Here is an 18,866-nt window from a genome sequence, read left to right as displayed (position 1 = left end):
TTAATGACTCCCCATCAGTAGGTTGGGTAACCAAAGCGAAATAGCGGGCACGTAAGTTACCAACAACAGTACGGCTAAGTTGCAAAGTAAAAATGGCACAATGGCTCTTGCGACCGTCAACATCGGCAGCTTACCAATCCCGGCGACAACGAATAGGCATACCCCTACCGGCGGCGTTGTGAGGCCAATCATCAAGTTTAGTACCGCGATCACCGCAAAATGAACCGGATCGACACCCACGCCAGTCGCTACACCCACCAGGGCGGGAAAAAGAATTATTAACGCGGCGATGGTTTCCATAAACGCGCCGACGAATAGCAGGATCAGATTAAGTATTAATAAAACTATCAGCGGATTATCACTAATAGAGAGGATAAGCTCAGCGATCATCTGAGGTATCTGTTCGCTGGTGAGGATCCAGCCAAACAAATTCGCTAACCCCACCATCAGCAGCAATGCCGAGGAGGTCAATACAGTGTCAGACAAAATCGCCGGCAGTTTTTTCCACGACAACCCTTTGTAAACATACATGCCAACCACTAATGCATATAGGCTGGCAACGATGGATGCTTCTGTGGGCGTGAAGAAGCCACCAATGATGCCGTAGAGAATGATCACGGTCATCAAGAGTGCCCAAAAGGCCGTTTTCGCTTCACAAAGCAGCTGCAGCAAAGATACCCGCTTCTCTTTTGGATACCCGCGGCGAACGGCCAGGATATACACCGTAATCATCATGGCGAGCCCCAGCAACAAGCCGGGAACGGCCCCTGCCAAAAACATCCGCCCTACCGAAATACCACTCAGCGATCCAGCAATAATCATGGGAACGCTTGGCGGTATAATCGGCCCAATGGTCGACGACGCGGCGGTGACGGCGGCGGCAAAGGGTTTGTCATAGCCTGCGCGCGCCATACCGGGAATCATGACCGAGCCGATGCTGGCAGAATCCGCCACGGCGGTACCTGAAATACCACCAAAAATCATCGATCCCCCCACATTCGCCAGCCCCAGCCCACCGCGAATATGGCCTAATAAGGCGTTGGCAAAGCGCACAATATGATCAGTGATATTACCCGCATTCATCAGGTTACCGGCCAATACAAAGCCCGGAATGCAGAGTAAAACGAAGGTATCGATGCCCGCATACATCCGCTGCGGCACTATGGTTAATGAAATACCCTCCAGCAGGAGGTAAGAAAGTGATGCCAACCCCAACGAAAAGGCTATCGGCATCCCTACCAGCAGTAGCACCAAGAAAACACTAAACAGGATAATAACTTCCATGCTTACGACTCCTGAAGGGAGGCAGAGGAGCGACACATCGCGATCATCCCCTCAAGGCACCCCAGTAAGCTATACACCAGGAGTAGCGCAAAGGTGACGACCGTTGAGAAAAAGATATACAGCATGGGGACATGCAGCGTTGGAGAGGTCTGCCATGTGCCATTTTGGGCATACTTCCAAGCATAAGGCAGCACCAGTAAGGCAAACAGACCAATCATCAAGCAGATCAAGACTTGGAAAGCTGCCTTCATTCGAGGACTCAGCCGATGATGGAAAAGCTCAACGCTGATATTGCGATTCTGGCGCAATACCACACCCACCGATAACGCCACCATGTAAATAAACAGATAGCGCGACAGTTCTTCTGTCCAGGCAATCGAAAACGGTAAAAACAGTCGCGAACATATTTGCAGCAGTACCGTGGCAGCAATGGCAATCAACGCCATAACGGCCAACGTCAAAAAACAGGTATCCACCCAGCCAATCACGCGCCCAATGGAGCCTTTGAATTTAGGCACCGCCGACATTGAATCCAGACTCTCCAACGCTTGCTTTTCAAGCGCTTTGTGATCCGAGTTCATAACCGAAACCTCATGGGCAAGCTGCTTGTGTTGTTAGACAACGGACTGGCGCTACGGCCAGCCCATTGTCGTTGCCAATTCATTGCCAAGACGGCCTTACAGGTCCTGGATAGCGTCAAAGAGTTCACGCTGTTCATCCGTCAGTGCTTCAAGCACGGCAGGACGCGCCTTTTCAGCAAACGCATCGACATCGACCTCAACAAACTCCATGCCACGCTCTTCTAGCGCTTCTTCGAGACGTGCCTGGTCTTCCTCGAACAGTTCAGCTTCGTACGCTTGCATCGTTTGAGCAGCATCGCGCACCACCTGCTGAAGCTCTTCAGGCATATTTTCCAGCTGATCACGTCCAATCACGACATAGATCCAACTACGCACATGGCCAGTCATGTTGATGTAGTCCTGAACTTCATTGAAGCTGGCGCTTTCAATCAAGCTAAGCGGGTTTTCCTGGCCTTCCAGGGTGTTTTGCTGAAGCGCGGTGAAGACTTCACTAAAGGCCATGGGCGTAGGGCGCGCACCCAATGCTTGCCATGTATCAACGAACAACGGCACGTTAGGCACACGGAGGCGCAAGCCATCCAGTTCGTCAGGCGTTCGGATAGGCCGATTGGAGGTCAAATGACGGGGGCCGCGCTCAAACCACGCAAGAGGTACCAGGTTAGTGCGCTCGGTAATTTGCGCTTCAATTTCGGCGCCAATGTCACCGTTAACCGCAGCATGCAGATGCTCGGCGTCTCGGAAAGCGTAAGGTACCGCCATCATCGCGGCTTTAGGTGCCCAGTTCTGTAAGCTTTCACCGGTGATCGTCATATCCGCCGTGCCTAGTTGGATACTATTGATCACATCCATTTCGTTACCGAGTTGCTCATTGGGGTAAAGTTGCACTTCAATCCGACCGTCGGAATTCGTTTCAACTTCCTCTTTGAACTTTTCGGCGGCCTGGTGCCAGATGTTCTGCTCATTTGCCAAGTGGCCAAATTGCAGCGTGTAATCTGCTGCCATGAGTGAATGACTGCCTAACATGGCAGCCCCGAGAACAGCACTTGTCATAAGTTGTTTGATCATGATTTTTCTCCTGCACACGGGCGTTGTAGATTGTTTGTGAATCGTGAGTTGGCGTTGTTACCCTCAAGCACTGATTTGAATCAGTACCTTTCGGGCCTCTTCAGGACGGTGATCAAGCATGTCAATGGCACCTGGCATCTCACTGAGTGGCAGCCGATGACTCACCAGCGCCAATGGATTCAACTGGCCACTTGCCATTAGCTCAAGCACCTCCGGAAATTTGCGATTATTAAGACGCGACCCCACCAGGGTCAGCTCCTTCTTGATGACCTCTAGCTGAACGAGCTCACTTGGCTGAACGCTGAAACCCAGCAAACCAATGCGCCCGGCGGGAGACGCCAAGCGCAGCATTTGGGGTAAAAGCGCTGGTACGCAGGCCGCATCCGCGATCAGTGGCACCCCCTCACCGTTGGTCAAGGCCAAAACCTCATGTTCGACATCCTGATCACGGCTATTGAACACGTACGTTGCACCGAGCTCTTTCGCTGCCGCTAATCGTTCGTGGATCACATCCGTTACGACCACTTCTTCAATGCCCTTGGCCAGGGCCATCTGCAGGATCGTCATGCCAATAACACCCGCTCCCAAAATCATTAGTCGGTCACCGGGATGCGGCTGCATACGATCAAGCACATTGGCGGCAATGGTGTAAGGCTCAACCAGGGCAGCCGCGTCCAGGCCGATATGATCTGGAAGGTGGTGGACGTTTGCGGCGGGGACGGCAACAGATTCCTCAAAGCCACCGTCACGATGCACGCCGATCACTTCAAGCGCGCTGCACACATTGGGACGGCCAATACGGCAGGGATAGCACTGGCCACAGCTGATAACAGGATCAATGCAAACACGATCCCCTACAGCGACGTTCTGCACTCCATCACCGACCGCCTCTACGACCCCGGCAAACTCATGACCGGTGATACGAGGAAAACGCACAAAAGCGTTATCTCCATGGATAATATGCATATCCGAACCACAGATACCTGCAAAGGCTACACGTACAAGCGCTTCTCCAGCGGCAGCCTGAGGGGGGGCAACATCTGCTACCTGGTAGTCGTGCGGCGCCTTCACCTGAAATGCTTTCATTGTCATGCTTCTCCTCACCAGTGCCACAAAGTGCCATCTTCCAACCGGTTAACCGGCAGACTGGCCCGCTTATAGGGATACTGCTTGGCTAATTGCTCATCGATATCGACGCCGTGACCGGGCGTTTCGCCCACAATGAAGTGCCCGTTTTCAAACCGGTAATCGTGGGGGAAGACCTCATCAGTCGCGCTGGTATGCGGCATATATTCTTGAATGCCGAAGTTGGGTACCCAGGTGTCAAAGTGAATCGCCGCGCCAAGGCAAACCGGTGAGAGATCCGTCGGGCCATGGAAGCCGGTGCGCACGTGATAAAGGCCCGCCAAGTCGGCGATTCGCCGTACGTGGGTAATTCCCCCAGCGTGGGTCAAAGTGGTGCGGATATAGTCGATCCACTGATTTTCAATCAGCGTTTTGGCATCAAACAGGCTGTTAAATACTTCGCCTACCGCCAGCGGTGTGGTGGTGTGCTGGCGAATGAGCCCAAACGCCTCCTGATTTTCAGCAGGCACACAGTCCTCAAGCCAGAATAAATGATAAGGCTCAACTTCTTTGCCTAAACGGGCGGCTTCGATGGGGGTCAGGCGGTGATGAACATCGTGTAGCACGTGCAAATCATCACCAAAACGCTCCCGAACAGCGGCAAACAACTTAGGTACATGGTTTAAGTATTTACTGGTACTCCACACGTGCTCTGCGGGTAAGTCAGCATCTGCAGGCTCGTAGGGTTCGCCATCTTTTTTGGCAACGCCGTAGATACTGGCAATGCCTGGAATACCCGCTTGAACACGGACTGCCTTATAGCCTTCGTCTACGTGGCGAGCGACCTCTTCCAGGCAGGCGTCGATATCTCGGCCGGTAGCATGGCCATACACCATCACCCGGTCACGACTCTTACCACCTAACAACTGGTACAGCGGCATCTCCGCCAGCTTCGCTTTAATATCCCAAAGCGCCATATCCACGGCGGCAATCGCGGTCATTGTGACGGGGCCACGCCGCCAGTATGCACCACGGTATAGGTAGTGCCAGATGTCTTCGATGCGCTGGGGGTCGCGCCCAATTAACGTCGGGATTACGTGCTCCTCCAGGTACGCCACAACCGCCATTTCGCGCCCATTGAGCGTCGCATCACCAATGCCGTACTCGCCCTGATCAGTCACAATCTTCAGCGTCACAAAGTTGCGCCCCGGCGAGGTTACAATGGTATAGGCCTGCTCAATCTTCATTGGATTGCCTCCTGCTTCAGCGCTGGGTTTTCTTGTTCATCGAACCGTTGATTTTCCTGTGCCTCGAAAAGATTGGGGAAACGACGCACCAGATCGGGCATGGACACCAATATCTCGCGCAAATGAAGAGACATCGCCTGCTCTGCTCGGGAGGCGTCTCGCTCCTCAATTGCCGCAACGATGCTGGAATGCTGATCCACAAGCCTTTCCAGCGGGGTGCTATGGGGCACACTGAGATAGCGCACCCGGTCAAGCTGAGCCCGGACTTCTTCAATGACTTTCCAGGCTGCCTGCTGCTTTACGCCCAGCGAAAGCGTTCGATGGAAGGTTTCATCAAGACGATAAAATCGCTCATTATCATTAGGCTCAATACAGCGACGCTGCCGTGCTAACAGATCATGCAGATCTGTTAACACGCCCGGATCAAGGCCTTTTTCAGCCGCCATTTTTACAATCGCCACTTCCACCGCTTCACGCACAAAGCGCGCCTCAAGCACCGCCCGCTGGGATATCTTCACCACATAAGTGCCACGCTGAGGCTTCACCTCTACTAATCCGGCCTCGGAGAGCCTTATGAAGGCTTCACGTACTGGCTGGCGGCTAACTGAAAAGGTGTCGGCAAGCTCCTTTTCCGATAGCGCCTGCCCTGGCGCCAGCACCATCTGGATAATCGACTGCCTCAGCACATGAAATAGCCGTTGGCGTACCGGGTCTCTTTCGTGGGTTTCCTGCCATAGCGTTTGTAAGGTCGCGTGCATAACAACTGATCCTGATAGGAAGGTTCGTGACAGGTAACGGCCACTACTGATATGACTAGTATGGTAGTGGATTGATGATATAGAAAGCCTGCGGCACTTATACTTTGGTCGCTGACTGATCGGCGTCCATAAGGTCCTAAGTGACGATGTATCACTGCACCCAGTATTTTTTCACCACCAGTAACGTCCGCCCCCAAAGCCGCATGACAAAAACCCATAAAATAGCGTCAAGACAGGCCAAGTAACGACAAAGCCTTGACGGAACTTTAGGGCTCATATAAACGTGTAGCATGGTGGCATGACAGCTATACCATCACACCAGGAGTCACCTTGGCCCGACGGTATGCGAACCGCCTGTCGCGATTTGGAGAAAACGATGGAACTTATCAATGATTACCCGATGGTGATCAGCCTGGACCCTGATGACAATGTGGGCGTTGCCACCCGGAATATCGCCGAAGGGCTTTCGCTCAGTCAGGCATTAGGGGCTGCACGAGAAAACATCATGGCCGGCCACAAGGTGGCGCTGGTCGATATCGAGGCGAACACCCCCGTCGTAAAATATGGGCAGACGATAGGCCTGGCCAGCCAGCCGATCCGTGCGGGTGACCATGTCCACACACATAATCTGGCCATGCTGGAGCGTGATACATCGCTTGAAAACTTCACTCCCGCCGCACCGACACCCATCGTGGAGAGTGACCTGACCTTCAATGGCTTTCACCGCAGTGATGGCCGCGTCGGTACCCGTAACTACATTGGCATCGTGGCTACGGTCAATTGCTCGGCGACCGTGGTCAAGGCCACCGCGGATCAACTTAACGCGTCGGCAGGGCTTGAAAAACTCGGCTTCGATGGTGTGGTTCCCGTCACGCATGGGTCAGGCTGCGCCATGAACACCGAGTCGGAGGGATTTGCCTTTCTGGAAAGAGTCGTCACCGGCTATGCGGTGAACCCGAATTTCGCGTTTGTGATCGTGATCGGCCTGGGCTGCGAGAGCAACCAGGTAAAGGCGCTGGTCGACAAGTACGGAATGACGGATAGCCAACGGCTCGACTACTTCAACATTCAGGGGGCGGGTGGAACACGTGCCAGCATTAAACTGGCCAGCGACAAGATACTCGCCATGGCCAATACCCATGCGCATACCCCGCGCCAGCCAGCGCCACTCAAACATCTTACCGTTGCCCTGCAGTGTGGCGGTTCCGATGGCTATTCGGGCATTACCGCCAACCCGGCGCTGGGTTATGCGGCCGACCTCATCGTACAGCATGGGGGCAGTGTCATTCTGGCCGAGACCCCAGAGATCTACGGCGCCGAACACCTGCTGCTCAACCGGGCCGTCGATGTCAGCGTTGCTCGCAAGCTACTGGAGCGTATCGCCTGGTGGAAGCACTACACCTGGATCAATGGCGCTGAGCTGAACAACAACCCCTCGCCAGGTAATAAAGCCGGTGGCCTGTCCACAATACTTGAGAAGTCACTTGGCGCCGTTTCCAAAAGTGGCTCCTCAAGTCTCAGTGATGTGCTCGAGTATGCCGAACCCATCAAAAAGCCCGGTTTCAACTTCATGGACAGCCCTGGCTACGACCCGGTCTCCGTGACGGGACAGATTGCCTCTGGGTCGACGATCGTGTGCTTTACCACCGGCCGTGGCTCCGTGTCGGGCTTCAAGCCTGCACCCTGTATCAAGCTTGCCACCAACACCGCCATGTTTGATGCCATGTCAGAGGATATGGATATCAATTGTGGCGGCATCATCGACGGGGATGACACCGTCAGGAGCTGTGGCGAAGCGATATTCCAGAAGATCATTGCCATCGCCTCCGGCGAAGAAACGGCCAGCGAATCGCTGGGCTATGGTAGTAACGAGTTTGTCCCCTGGATGGTGGGCGCCGTCACCTGATCAACAGACGTCATCAGTGATACCTATCAGCTGTCGGCGACCATTTGGCAAAGACAGTCGATTGGGCCATACTCAAACGCAGATATCGTACTGTCATCCTGTCATACAGCTTATTCATCACAAAACAACAACAGACCAATAGGTCTCAACAAACACGATCACGGAACCTGCCATGCGATTGAATAACAAGACGGCCCTGATCACCGCAGCAGGCCAGGGCATCGGCCGAGCCACTGCGCTGCGATTCGCTGCTGAAGGCGCGCGGGTCATCGCCACGGATATCAATGACGCTACCCTGGCCGAGTTGTCCGGTACGCCCGGCATCGAGACTCGTCAACTGGACGTGCTCAATGCTGATGCCATCAAGGCCTTGGCCGATGAAGTCGGCCCTGTCGACATTCTTTTCAATTGCGCAGGCTATGTGGCCAACGGCTCGTTGCTTGAAGGTACCGACGATGACTGGGAACTGTCGTTCTCGCTCAATGTCATGGCCATGATGCGCATTATCCGTGCCATGCTGCCCGCCATGATCGACAACGGCGGTGGCAGCATCATTAACATGGCCTCGGTAGCGTCGAGCCTCAAGGGCGTGCCCAACCGTTGCGCCTACGGTACCACCAAGGCCGCGGTTCTGGGGCTGACCAAGTCAGTCGCCGCCGACTACATCGGCCAGGGCATCCGCTGCAACGCCATCTGCCCAGGCACCGTGGACTCACCGTCGCTGCGCCAGCGCATTCGCGCCCAGGCCGAAAAGCAGGGCCGCGAAGAGGATGACGTCTACGCCGAATTCAACGCCCGACAGCCCTTGGGCCGCCTGGGCAGCGCCGACGAGATCGCGGCACTTGCCACCTACCTGTCTGCCGACGAATCCGCCTATACAACCGGCACCACTCAGATCATCGATGGCGGCTGGTTAAACTGATAATGCCGCGCCAGATGATGGTTAATGAACGATATCAATGCCCACATTTATGAGGAGCACACATGAAATTACTGCGCTTCGGCCCTCCGGGCCATGAAAAGCCCGGCCTGCTGGACACTCAAGGGGTCATTCGCGACCTGTCGGCCCACCTGCCCGATCTCGATGGCCCCCACCTCAGCCGTGACCACCTGTCCGTATTGGCTGAGCTGGATACCGACAAACTGCCGGAAGTGCCTAAAGACACGCGCCTCGGCCCCTGCGTCAGCGGTGTCGGCAAGTTCCTGTGCATCGGCCTCAACTACTCCGACCATGCCGCCGAAACCGGTGCCCAAGTGCCCCCCGAGCCGGTGGTGTTCAACAAATGGACAAGCGCCATCTGCGGCCCCGATGACAATGTCATCATCCCGCGTGATTCGCAGAAAACCGATTGGGAAGTCGAACTGGGTGTAGTGATCGGTGAAGGCGGCAAGTACATCGCCGAAGCCGATGCCATGAAACACGTGGCGGGCTATTGCGTGATCAACGATGTTTCCGAGCGCGAGTTTCAGCTCGAACGCAGCGGCACCTGGGACAAGGGCAAGGGGTGCGACACTTTCGGCCCGATGGGGCCCTGGCTGGTCACGCCCGACGAGGTAGCCGACCCGCACGAGCTAGACATGTGGCTCGAAGTGGATGGCAAGCGCTATCAGGACGGCAGCACGCGCACCATGGTGTACCAGATTCCTTTCCTGATCAGCTACCTGAGCCGCTTCATGAGCCTGCAGCCGGGTGATGTGATCTCGACCGGCACCCCCCCAGGCGTCGGCATGGGTCAGAAACCATCGGTCTACCTTCGCCCTGGCCAGCGCATGCGCTTGGGGATTGAGGGGCTGGGCGAACAGAACCAGCAAGTGGTTGCCGACGACTAGGCTGAAATTCAATCGTCAGAATCAACCCCGCCGTTGAGTTGAGATGAAGGAGGGCCAAGCCATGCGCAGCATCGTCTGTACGCGCCCCGGCTTGATGGAACACGATGACCGAGAAACACCGGTTTGCGGAGCGGGCGAGGCCCTGCTGCGCATCCGGCGAATCGGCATCTGTGGCACGGATATCCATGCTTTTGGTGGCAATCAGCCGTACTTTGCCTATCCGCGAGTGCTGGGGCACGAGCTGGCTGGTGAGGTTGTGCAAGTGGGTGATAGCCACAACCAGGCACTGGTGGGTCAGAATGCCTCCGTCATCCCCTATCTGCATTGCGGTGAATGCCGCGCCTGCCAAAGGGGGCTCACCAACTGCTGCCAGCGAATCAAGGTCATCGGCGTGCATCGCGACGGCGGCATGTGTGACATGCTGGTGGTGCCAGTCGACCACTTGATGCTTTCCCACACCCTGTCGCTGGACCAGCTCGCACTGATGGAATGCCTGGCCATCGGCGCCCACGCCGTGCGTCGCAGCGCGCTGGCTCAGGGTGAATGGGCAGTTGTCGTAGGTGCTGGCCCGATAGGCATTGGGGTAGCGCAATTCGCCCGGGAGTGCGGGGCCCGCGTGGTGGTCGTCGATACCAACGAACAGCGGCTGGCCTTCTGCCGCGAGACACTGCATGTCGACCACACCCTGAATCCCTTGCAACACGATACGCTAGCGCAATTGGAGACCCTCAGCGACGATGCACTGGCAGACGCCGTCTTCGATGCTACCGGGAACCCCGAGGCCATGCAGCAGGGCTTCGACCTTGTCGGCCAGGCGGGACGCTACGTTCTGGTCAGTATCGTCAAAGCGGACATCACTTTTCACGACCCTGACTTTCACCGCAAGGAAATGACCCTGCTCAGTAGCCGCAATGCCACACGTGAGGATTTCACCTGGGTCTCGACACTGATGGAAGCCGGTAGACTGCAAGACACAGCGATGATCACACACCGTGAAGAACTCGATGCAGTCCCGGAGCGAATGTCGGCGTGGTGTGACCCTGCTACCGGCGTTATCAAGGCAATGATACACCTTAACCACTAGCCTCCCATGGAGAGGCAGCCCCGTTGTCTTCTCAAGGCGACGCTGACAGGCGTTCCTTGAGCTGCATATAGGTACCATAGTGGCGGTCCAGGTGGCGGCGCATGGCTGCCTCGGCGGCATCGGGGTCGCGTGATTCGATGGCCTCGATGATTTCGGTATGCGCTGCTGTCGCGGCCTTATCCTCACCTTCTTGCTGCAGCACTTGTGCACGACGGTCATCAAGCCACTCGGAGAGTGCCACATGAATAGCGTCGAAAATAGGATTGCGCCCGATACTGGCCAGTACCCCATGAAATTCGTTATCTGAACGCTTGAAACGCGCTTCGTCGCCTATGGCATCGCGATTGTCCTGCAGGGCATCGCGCAGGCGCTGGAGGTCTTCTTCACTGGCATTGACGGCGGCGTAACGCGCCAGCGATATCTCGAACATGGCACGGGCCTCCTGGAAATACTGCTGCCCATCAGGCTTGGAAAGCAACTGCCGGGTTACCCCTGAAAGGCGCGACATCACCGCTTCTGCCGTAGGACGAATAACCCGCGCACGCGTTCCGCTATTGATGGCGATCAAGCCCAAACGCTGCAGGTAGAACAACGCTTCGCGCACCGCCGGACGCCCCACCCCAAACTGCTCCATCAGTTCTCGTTCTGAAGGCAATTGCGCGTTTTCGCTCAAACGTCCCTCGAGGATTTCGGTTTCCAGCTGCTCGGCTACCTGCTCGGATAGTGTCTTGCGCTCTACCTGATATCGACTCATGCACGCCTTCTCCTGACTGTCTTCGGTAAAGAAAACAAACCTTTCTTTACCCCTTATGGTCATATTTTACCGCATTTCGCCGTCATTTCGGGGCAGGAAAGGCGTCTTTTTCAGCGCATAGGCGTCAGCGGCTCAACATCGAACTGCTCGGCCAGCGCGGCATAAGCGGCCTGGTTAGCCCTGTCCAGGGGGATGCCATTAGCATCCCGCATGCCAAGGCATCGCCACTCCCGGTCCCCAGGTGCCAGTGTCTCAGTCCCCTCGTTGGCGGGCTGAGCACGCAGGTCCTCGAGGTATTCGCGTAGACAAGTCTCAAAGGATGCATTTTCATTAAAGGCATCAGGGTTCATCGCCAGAAAAAAGTGACCTACTCCCCGCGGTGTCGCCATATCGGGCCCGCCCATTGGCAAAAGACGGAAACCGTTAAGCATGCCCGAAAGCGTTGAACTCAATATCTCGACCATGCCACCGAGCCCTGCCCCCTTGAAGCCGAAATCACTTCCGCCCAGCGGTAACAGCGCTGACACGTCGGCTGGAGTGCGGGTCACGCGACCCGCGGCATCCGCCGCGACCTGGTCCGGAAGTTCACGACCGATGGCGCCGTACTGCTGAACGCGATTCCAGGGCACCGAACTGGTCGCCATATCCAGCAGGTAGGGAGCTTGGCCATTGACCGGTGCCGCAAAGGCAATCGGATTGGTGCCATGAAACGGCGACCGTCCCTCGTGCAGCAAGACGAAAGGGTCGGAGTTGCAGAAGGCCATACCGATCAACCCGCGTTCAGCGGCCGCCAGCGCATAGCAACCTGCAGCGCCAAAGTGGGATGAATTACCCACCGCCACCGCGCCCAGCCCCACTTTTTCGGCCATGTCAGCGGCATGCCCCATGGCCGTGTAGCCCGCCAAATGCCCTAGGCCGTCATCGGCATCCAGATACCCAGTGGCTGGCAGAGGTTGGGTAAAATGCATCGCGGGGCGACCATTGATACGCCCACCTTGCAAGGCCTGGATATAGTGCGGCAGTAGCCGCAATCCGTGGCTGTCCGTCCCCATGCGCGAAGCCGTGACCAGCGCGCGAGTCACGGCCTGGGCGGAGGCCACATCGGCTCCCGCGCGATGCAGAATACGATCGATGAAACGTTCCAGATCAGTAACGGCAACGCGAAAATCAGGCGAATCGGATGTCATCGACACTCAGCTCCTTTCGTCAAACTCAACGGTAGACCAGGGTTGGCAGCCAAAGCGAAATCGCTGGAATGAAGGTCACCAGCAGCAGCGAGATCACCAGCGGAATGAGAAACGGCAGCGTGCCGCGCATGCAACTCTCGAAGGAAATGTTCGAGACCCGCGATAGGACATAAAGTACCATACCCACCGGCGGCGTCAGCAGGCCGATCATCAGGTTGAGCACCATGATCACGCCAAAGTGCACCGGATCTACACCCGCGGATACGGCCACCGGCAACAGAACGGGCACCAGGATGGTGATAGCCGCAATGGTCTCCATGAAGCAGCCAACCAGGATCAGCACAAGGTTGATGATAATCAGCAGAGCGATGGGATTATCGGCAAAGGGGCCCAAAAGTCCCATGACATGCTGCGTTACCTGGTTGCTGCTCATGATCCAGGCAAAGATCGAAGCACCCGCGACAATCAGCAGAATGACGGCTGTCGTCTCGATGGTTTCCATGCTGACCTTCATCAGGCGACGCCAGGTGAGGATTCTATACACCACCCCGCCCAGGAAAAGCGCATAGACCACCGCCGCGATGGCGGCCTCGGTAGGGGTAAAGACACCAGAAATGATGCCACCGACGATGATCACCGGTGTCAAAAGGGACAGGAAAGCACGGCGGAACGTCGTCCATAGGTGCGAAATCGAGAATGCCGAATCCCGGGGATAACCGCGACGTTTGGCCATGATCGTGATCATCACCATCAGTGCCACGCCCATCAACAGACCTGGAATAAGCCCGGCAGCGAACAACTGACCGACGGAGACCGACGCCATGACACCGTAGATGACCATCGGCAAGCTGGGCGGGATAATCGGCCCGATCGTCGAGGAGGCGGCTGTAATGCCCACCGAGAACTCCTTATCGTAGCCTGCATCGCGCATGGCCTTGATCTCGATAGTCCCTAGGCCACCGGCATCAGCCACCGCCGCACCGGACATGCCGGAAAAGACGATGCTCGCGCCGACATTGACATGGCCCAAACCACCGCGCATCCAACCCATCAACGCTTTGGCAAAATCGAAAATGCGTTTGGTGATACCTCCATTGTTCATCAGGTTGCCGGCCAGGATGAAAAACGGGATCGCCAACAACGGAAAGCTGTCAACGCCGTTGACCATTCGATGCACGACCACCACATCGGGCACGCGCCCGGTGAGATAGACATACAGCAGGCAGGAACCCGCCAGGCTGATGGCAATCGGCACGCCCAGCAGCAACATGGTAAACAGCGCGGCAAACAGGAACAGCAAATACTCGCCGAAGAAAGCCAGGGTCAAGCAACCAGATACCGCAAGGGCGGCGATCAGGGGTGAAACCAACGCCCCTCGAGGGCGCATAGCCAGGAAATGGGACATGGGGAAAGCTCCGGCCAAAGTGGTCGTTATGGGGCGTCAGGGTGCGAGGAATTGCGGTCACGCCAGCGAATTACCGCCATCTGGATAGCCCGTCCCAACATCAAGATGAACCCCAACAACACCAGGTAGTAGAGAAAACTCTTGGGGATATCGACCGACGCCATCAACGCCGTGGTCCGGTCGGCGAGCTTCCAGGTGATCCAGGCGCCGGTGGCAAAGAAGGCAATACTGACAACATCCACCAAGGTCACAAGCAGCCGACTCATCCAGCCGGGCATATAGCGATAGAAGAATTCGACGGAAATATGCGTACCCGTGCGGACAGCCATGGAGCCTCCCATGAACCCCACGGTCACCAAAAGATAGCGAGCCATCTCTTCCGTCCAGGCGATCGAACTCCCCAATACGTAGCGGCTGAAGAACTGCATGAATACATCCAGCGCCAGCAGCCAGAACACCACCAGGGTGGCGTAATCCTCAATCCCATAGTCACGCCACTCAAAGGTATCGTCTTCCTCCATCTGAAAGTCGGATGTCTCGGCAGGCCATTTATCGATTGTCATTTGCAAGCTCCGCAGAAGACGCCACCCCCTTCAGGGGATGGCGTGTCGGCTATGAGAAGAGGCTTACTGACCGATCGCCTGAAGGCGGTCGTAGGTTTCCTGATCCCAGGTCGCATCTTCACCGGTATGGTACGGCACGGTGGCTTCGCGGAATGGCGTGATGTCGACCTCATTGACGGTCACCCCTTGATCCTCGAACCAGGCAACGAGATCTTCTTCGGACTGGAGGATGTCTTCAGTGATTTTCTCACCCGCTTCCATGTAGACCTCGCGGAAAATCTCGCGATCTTCTTCAGAGAGGCGGTTCCAAAGTGGCCCACCGGCAATGGTGATCAGCGAGTCGGTGATATGGCCGGTCAGGTTGATGTAGTCCTGCACCTCGTAGAAGGCTTTGGCGCGAATGGTCGGCAGAGGGTTCTCCTGGGCGTCCACGACGCCTTGTTGAAGCGCCAGATAGACCTCAGCGAAGGCGATAGGGGTCGGATTGGCACCCACGGCCTCAGGGAACATCATATACATCGGCGCATTAGGCGTGCGGATCTTGAGGCCTTCCATATCCGCCGGCTCGTTAATGGGTTCATTGGAGGTCACATGACGGCGACCATAGTAGTTCATCGCCAATGGCACGTTGCCGGTCTCATCCTGGTAGCCCTGGGCGATCTCGTCGAAAAGATCGCTGTCGGCATAGGCACGCCAGTGATCGAAATCGCGGAACATGTAGGGCGCTCCCGCAATACCGATGGGGCCGTAAAAACGCCCGGCGAACTGGTTGCCGGTGTAGATCAGATCCACGGTACCCAGTTGGAGGCCCTCGTTGATATCGGCCTCTTTACCTAGCGACGAGGCGGGATGAACCTCGATCTCGTAGCGGCCGTCGGTGCGCTCCTCGATCTCATCAGCCGCCCACAGCGCCCACTCATGGTAGGGCTCGGATGTCTCGTAGACGTGGGCAAAATTGAGCGTTTCGGCGAAGGCATAGCCGCTTGCCGTCATGCCCGCCAGCAGGAGGGTGCCGGAGGCGAGACGATGGAAGGTTTTGAGTCGGAAGTTGGCGTTACCCATTTTATTTTGCTCCATAGCGTGATGATTGGGGAGTTGGGTTGTTGGGTGATTTGAAAGTGAAGGTGATGGACTTCTTGTATACGTGTCATACCATCATAATCCAATCTAGTCGCCAATTCTGAGCAATGCAACCTCTGGATTGACGTTCAATCCAGGGATCTTAACAAGCGCACCAGCAACGCCTCGTCGCCGAAGCCACCTGCCTTGGTCAGCAAGGGCCACTTCCGATTGCCCTGCGGATAGCCCAGTACCATTCCTGGTTCCCACTCGCCCGCTACGTCGATATAGCAAGCATCCAGCCTTTTCATCAGCGCACTGGCGCAATCACCACCGGTCACCAGGTAGAGGCGCTGCCTGGCCGCCAGCATGCCCAAGGCAAGTGCGTCGGCAAGCGCTGCCGCCACCTCGTTGGCACCACGCGGAGGTGCCTCTGTATCGGGCATCAACAACAGGCAAGGCGACTCAACCGTCGCTTCGTCAATGTCCGTCATGACAGGAAGCTCGGGCACGGCACGACGCAGCGCGGCCACCTGCTGCCTGGCTCGCTCGCTGCGCGACCCGACGGCCATCCAGAGGCCGACAAAAGGGGCATGGTCCAATGGCACCGCCGCACCGAACATGACCTGAGCCAGAGCGCGACTCAACCCCGCAGCACCTACCGCCAGCCACTTCCCCGGCTCGTCGCCGACCCCACCGGCCAAGTCATCAAGGTCGGCATCTGTTTCGGCATCGGCCACGCTGTCCGCCATCGGCAGTCGCTGACCTGGAACATGGCGCGCCAGGGGTAATCCGGCGGCAGCGAACAGAGCATCCAGGCCACCAGTGGGGGGCTGGGAACGTGCGTCGCGGGCAAAGTCGGTTGCTTCGAGGGGTTGGCCGTACACGAGGATTCGGGCATCGCAGGTCGTGCGGCCCTGAGAAGGAACGGCGGGAGCGAGCAACAGCCGTCGACAACAAGCCCGGTGCATCGCCAGGCTCTCAGCCACTGCCTGGCCGCGCAGTGTCGAGTCGATTTTTTTGAACCACACAGCAGGAGCCAGACGAGCGAGTATCCGGGTCGCCTGGGTCACGCGTTCGGCCGCCGCCGATGCCATCAGGTGGCGTGATTCGGTTGTCACCGCGATCACGTCAGGGAGCGCCCCTTGCCACGCGTCCAGGGAAGCCTCCAGGCTCTCCAATGCCACGACCACGCGTGTCGTCGCGCCGCGCTGGGCGAAAGGTGCCGCGGCGTCCAGCGCACCGGTCAGGTCGTCGGCGACAATGGCGACGCGGCACTCACTCACGCCCATTGGGGTTAGCTCTCATTCCAGCCACCAACCGATGCGCGTACGCAATCGCCGCGCCCATGTTGGTCGCATCCGCCCTGCCCTGCCAGGCAATGTCAAAGGCGGTACCATGATCCACAGACGTACGCCGGATCGGCAAACCAAGACTGACGTTCACCGTGGTGTCGAAGGCAATCAGCTTGACCGGGATATGCCCCTGGTCGTGATATTGGGCCACCACCAGGTCGAACTCGCCCTGCGACGCACGAAAGAAAACGGTATCGGCGGAGATCGGGCCACTTACTTCAAATCCACGCGCCTTGAGGGTCTCGACAGCCGGTGAAATACAGCGGGTGTCTTCGTCACCGAAAATACCGCCCTCACCGCAGTGCGGATTAAGTCCGGCCACCGCGATGCGCGGATTGGCCATTCCCAGCGACCTGAGATGCTCGTCACCGGCCTCGACGGTGGCAATGATCCGCTCGGGCGTTACCCGATCAATGGCCTCACGCAACGACACATGGGTCGACACATGCAGGGTCGACAAGTGCTCGGAGGCTAACAGCATGAACGATGAGGGCGCACCGGTTAGCGCCGCCAGCATACCGGTGTGGCCATCATAATAATGACCGGCCGCATGCAGTGCTGCCTTGTTCAACGGCGCCGTGACAATCACCCCGGCCTGACCGCTCTGCACCAGCTCCACGGCCCTGGCGATGCAGCGAAAGGCCATGTCACCGGCACCGGCACTGATCTCGCCGTCGGGAATGTCGGCATCGGCAGGTGTTTCCACCACCGCGACTGCCACACAATCTATATCGGCGTCGACCATATCCAAAGGCGCGAAATCCAGGTCGCTGCCGATGGTTTGCGCGGCACGTCGAAAGATCGCCGGATCGCCGACCAACAAAGTGCCCGCCCGCGCCGATGGCGACATGTCAGCGACGGCCCGACAGATGATCTCGGGGCCGATACCCGCCGGGTCCCCCATGGTAATGGCGATGTCGTATTGCCTGTTGCGGCTCATGGCATCAACTGCCCGCCGTTGACTTCAATAATCTGCCCGGTGACATAGCTGCTGAGGGCATCGGTCGCCAGGAACAGGTAGGCACCAACACAATCCTCAGCGCTGCCAAGACGCCCCTGAGGGATCGTGGCCCGCGCGGCTTCCATCTGGGCATCGTTGGAGTGACGCGCGTGGAAATCCGTGGTAATCACGCCAGGCGCCACGGCATTGACACGAATCTTGTCGCCGGCGAGCTCCTTGGCCATGTTGCGGGTCAAGGTAGTGACGAAGCCCTTGGCCGAAGCGTAGAGCCCCGCGCCAGTGCCACCGCCATTGCGCGCTGCGATCGAGCCGGTATGAATGATATTGCCAGCCCCGGCCTGGCGCAGGTAAGGCAGCGCCGCCCGACTGGCCATGACAACCGAACGCGCGTTGAGGTCCATGACGCTGTCGTAATACTCATCATCCATCTCGTCCAGGCTGACGCGTCCCTGCATATCACCGGCATTGTTGATCAACAGATCGAGCCCACCCAGCTGTTCCGCCGCCTGATCGACAATCGAGGTGGCTTCTTTCGTGCGGCTGATATCACCTTGAATCAGAAAGGCCTCGCCGCCCGCCTGGCGGATATCGTCGCAGACCGCCTGGGCCGGTCCTTCACTGCGGTGGTAATGCACCGCCACGCGCGCCCCCAGTCCACCGAGCCGCCTGGCAACTGCCGCGCCGATCCCCCGACTCGAACCGGTCACCAGTATTCGTTTGCCTTTCATTTCATCGAACATGCTGCACTCCTGATTGGTTATC

The 18,866-nt window shown here is 57.3% G+C and carries 18 protein-coding genes; 4 read left to right on the top strand and 14 right to left on the bottom strand.

The window, feature by feature from the left end:
- The 6 genes from R3F64_RS00170 to R3F64_RS00145 form a co-directional block, all read right to left on the bottom strand.
- On the bottom strand, nucleotides 1-1,284 hold the full coding sequence (locus R3F64_RS00170; protein ID WP_199283517.1) for a TRAP transporter large permease: 1,284 nt from the start codon (nucleotides 1,282-1,284) through the stop codon (nucleotides 1-3).
- 2 nt (nucleotides 1,285-1,286) lie between these two features.
- Nucleotides 1,287-1,865 carry a TRAP transporter small permease gene (locus R3F64_RS00165; protein WP_085918990.1) on the bottom strand — a complete coding sequence of 193 codons (579 nt, stop codon included), beginning with the start codon at nucleotides 1,863-1,865 and terminating at the stop codon, nucleotides 1,287-1,289.
- Nucleotides 1,866-1,961: 96 nt separating this feature from the next.
- Complete coding sequence (locus R3F64_RS00160; RefSeq protein ID WP_085918991.1) at nucleotides 1,962-2,930, bottom strand: TRAP transporter substrate-binding protein; 969 nt, start codon at nucleotides 2,928-2,930, stop codon at nucleotides 1,962-1,964.
- A 63-nt stretch (nucleotides 2,931-2,993) separates the two neighbouring features.
- The gene (locus R3F64_RS00155; protein ID WP_309781423.1) at nucleotides 2,994-4,016 is read right to left on the bottom strand and encodes a Zn-dependent oxidoreductase; all 1,023 of its coding nucleotides are present in this window, start codon (nucleotides 4,014-4,016) and stop codon (nucleotides 2,994-2,996) included.
- A gap of 14 nt (nucleotides 4,017-4,030) precedes the next feature.
- Complete coding sequence (gene manD / locus R3F64_RS00150; RefSeq protein WP_085918993.1) at nucleotides 4,031-5,242, bottom strand: D-mannonate dehydratase ManD; 1,212 nt, start codon at nucleotides 5,240-5,242, stop codon at nucleotides 4,031-4,033.
- Nucleotides 5,239-6,000 carry a GntR family transcriptional regulator gene (locus R3F64_RS00145; RefSeq protein ID WP_199283521.1) on the bottom strand — a complete coding sequence of 254 codons (762 nt, stop codon included), beginning with the start codon at nucleotides 5,998-6,000 and terminating at the stop codon, nucleotides 5,239-5,241. The genes manD and R3F64_RS00145 overlap by 4 nt, the downstream gene beginning before the upstream one ends.
- Before the next feature lie 376 nt (nucleotides 6,001-6,376).
- Between R3F64_RS00145 and R3F64_RS00140 the strand changes: the two genes are divergently transcribed.
- The 4 genes from R3F64_RS00140 (at nucleotide 6,377) to R3F64_RS00125 (ending at nucleotide 10,820) form a co-directional block, all read left to right on the top strand.
- Nucleotides 6,377-7,906, top strand: coding sequence for a UxaA family hydrolase (locus R3F64_RS00140; RefSeq protein WP_199283522.1), 1,530 nt, complete (start codon nucleotides 6,377-6,379; stop codon nucleotides 7,904-7,906).
- A 172-nt stretch (nucleotides 7,907-8,078) separates the two neighbouring features.
- Complete coding sequence (locus tag R3F64_RS00135) at nucleotides 8,079-8,828, top strand: SDR family oxidoreductase (protein WP_332609062.1); 750 nt, start codon at nucleotides 8,079-8,081, stop codon at nucleotides 8,826-8,828.
- 62 nt (nucleotides 8,829-8,890) lie between these two features.
- Nucleotides 8,891-9,736: a fumarylacetoacetate hydrolase family protein gene (locus R3F64_RS00130; protein ID WP_085918997.1), complete on the top strand. Its 846-nt coding sequence runs from the start codon at nucleotides 8,891-8,893 to the stop codon at nucleotides 9,734-9,736.
- 61 nt (nucleotides 9,737-9,797) lie between these two features.
- The gene (locus tag R3F64_RS00125) at nucleotides 9,798-10,820 is read left to right on the top strand and encodes a zinc-binding alcohol dehydrogenase family protein (RefSeq protein ID WP_332609060.1); all 1,023 of its coding nucleotides are present in this window, start codon (nucleotides 9,798-9,800) and stop codon (nucleotides 10,818-10,820) included.
- A 31-nt stretch (nucleotides 10,821-10,851) separates the two neighbouring features.
- Here the strand turns inward: R3F64_RS00125 and nanR are convergent, their stop codons facing one another.
- From nanR to R3F64_RS00085, 8 genes are all read right to left on the bottom strand, one after another.
- A complete protein-coding gene (nanR, locus tag R3F64_RS00120) occupies nucleotides 10,852-11,574 on the bottom strand; it encodes a transcriptional regulator NanR (RefSeq protein ID WP_085918999.1) in 723 nt (240 codons plus the stop codon).
- A 110-nt stretch (nucleotides 11,575-11,684) separates the two neighbouring features.
- Nucleotides 11,685-12,761 carry an Ldh family oxidoreductase gene (locus R3F64_RS00115; RefSeq protein ID WP_264823334.1) on the bottom strand — a complete coding sequence of 359 codons (1,077 nt, stop codon included), beginning with the start codon at nucleotides 12,759-12,761 and terminating at the stop codon, nucleotides 11,685-11,687.
- 25 nt (nucleotides 12,762-12,786) lie between these two features.
- A complete protein-coding gene (locus tag R3F64_RS00110; RefSeq protein ID WP_085919001.1) occupies nucleotides 12,787-14,166 on the bottom strand; it encodes a TRAP transporter large permease in 1,380 nt (459 codons plus the stop codon).
- Nucleotides 14,167-14,192: 26 nt separating this feature from the next.
- Nucleotides 14,193-14,729 (bottom strand): TRAP transporter small permease, encoded by a 537-nt coding sequence (locus tag R3F64_RS00105; protein WP_332609055.1) that lies wholly within the window; start codon nucleotides 14,727-14,729, stop codon nucleotides 14,193-14,195.
- A 63-nt stretch (nucleotides 14,730-14,792) separates the two neighbouring features.
- On the bottom strand, nucleotides 14,793-15,791 hold the full coding sequence (locus R3F64_RS00100; protein ID WP_253021571.1) for a sialic acid TRAP transporter substrate-binding protein SiaP: 999 nt from the start codon (nucleotides 15,789-15,791) through the stop codon (nucleotides 14,793-14,795).
- Nucleotides 15,792-15,937: 146 nt separating this feature from the next.
- Nucleotides 15,938-17,080, bottom strand: a complete 1,143-nt coding sequence (locus R3F64_RS00095) for a four-carbon acid sugar kinase family protein (protein WP_332609050.1) — start codon at nucleotides 17,078-17,080, stop codon at nucleotides 15,938-15,940.
- Complete coding sequence (gene pdxA, locus R3F64_RS00090; protein ID WP_332609049.1) at nucleotides 17,067-18,083, bottom strand: 4-hydroxythreonine-4-phosphate dehydrogenase PdxA; 1,017 nt, start codon at nucleotides 18,081-18,083, stop codon at nucleotides 17,067-17,069. Before pdxA ends, R3F64_RS00095 begins: the two co-directional genes overlap by 14 nt.
- Nucleotides 18,080-18,844 (bottom strand): SDR family NAD(P)-dependent oxidoreductase, encoded by a 765-nt coding sequence (locus R3F64_RS00085; RefSeq protein WP_199283528.1) that lies wholly within the window; start codon nucleotides 18,842-18,844, stop codon nucleotides 18,080-18,082. Before R3F64_RS00085 ends, pdxA begins: the two co-directional genes overlap by 4 nt.
- Nucleotides 18,845-18,866 lie beyond the last annotated feature (22 nt).

It is taken from the genome of Halomonas sp. 5021 (assembly GCF_036663435.1).
GTDB classification, from domain to species: domain Bacteria; phylum Pseudomonadota; class Gammaproteobacteria; order Pseudomonadales; family Halomonadaceae; genus Vreelandella; species Vreelandella janggokensis.
Note: the sequence above shows the minus strand (reverse complement) of the source record. Positions and strands in the feature narration are given on the sequence as shown.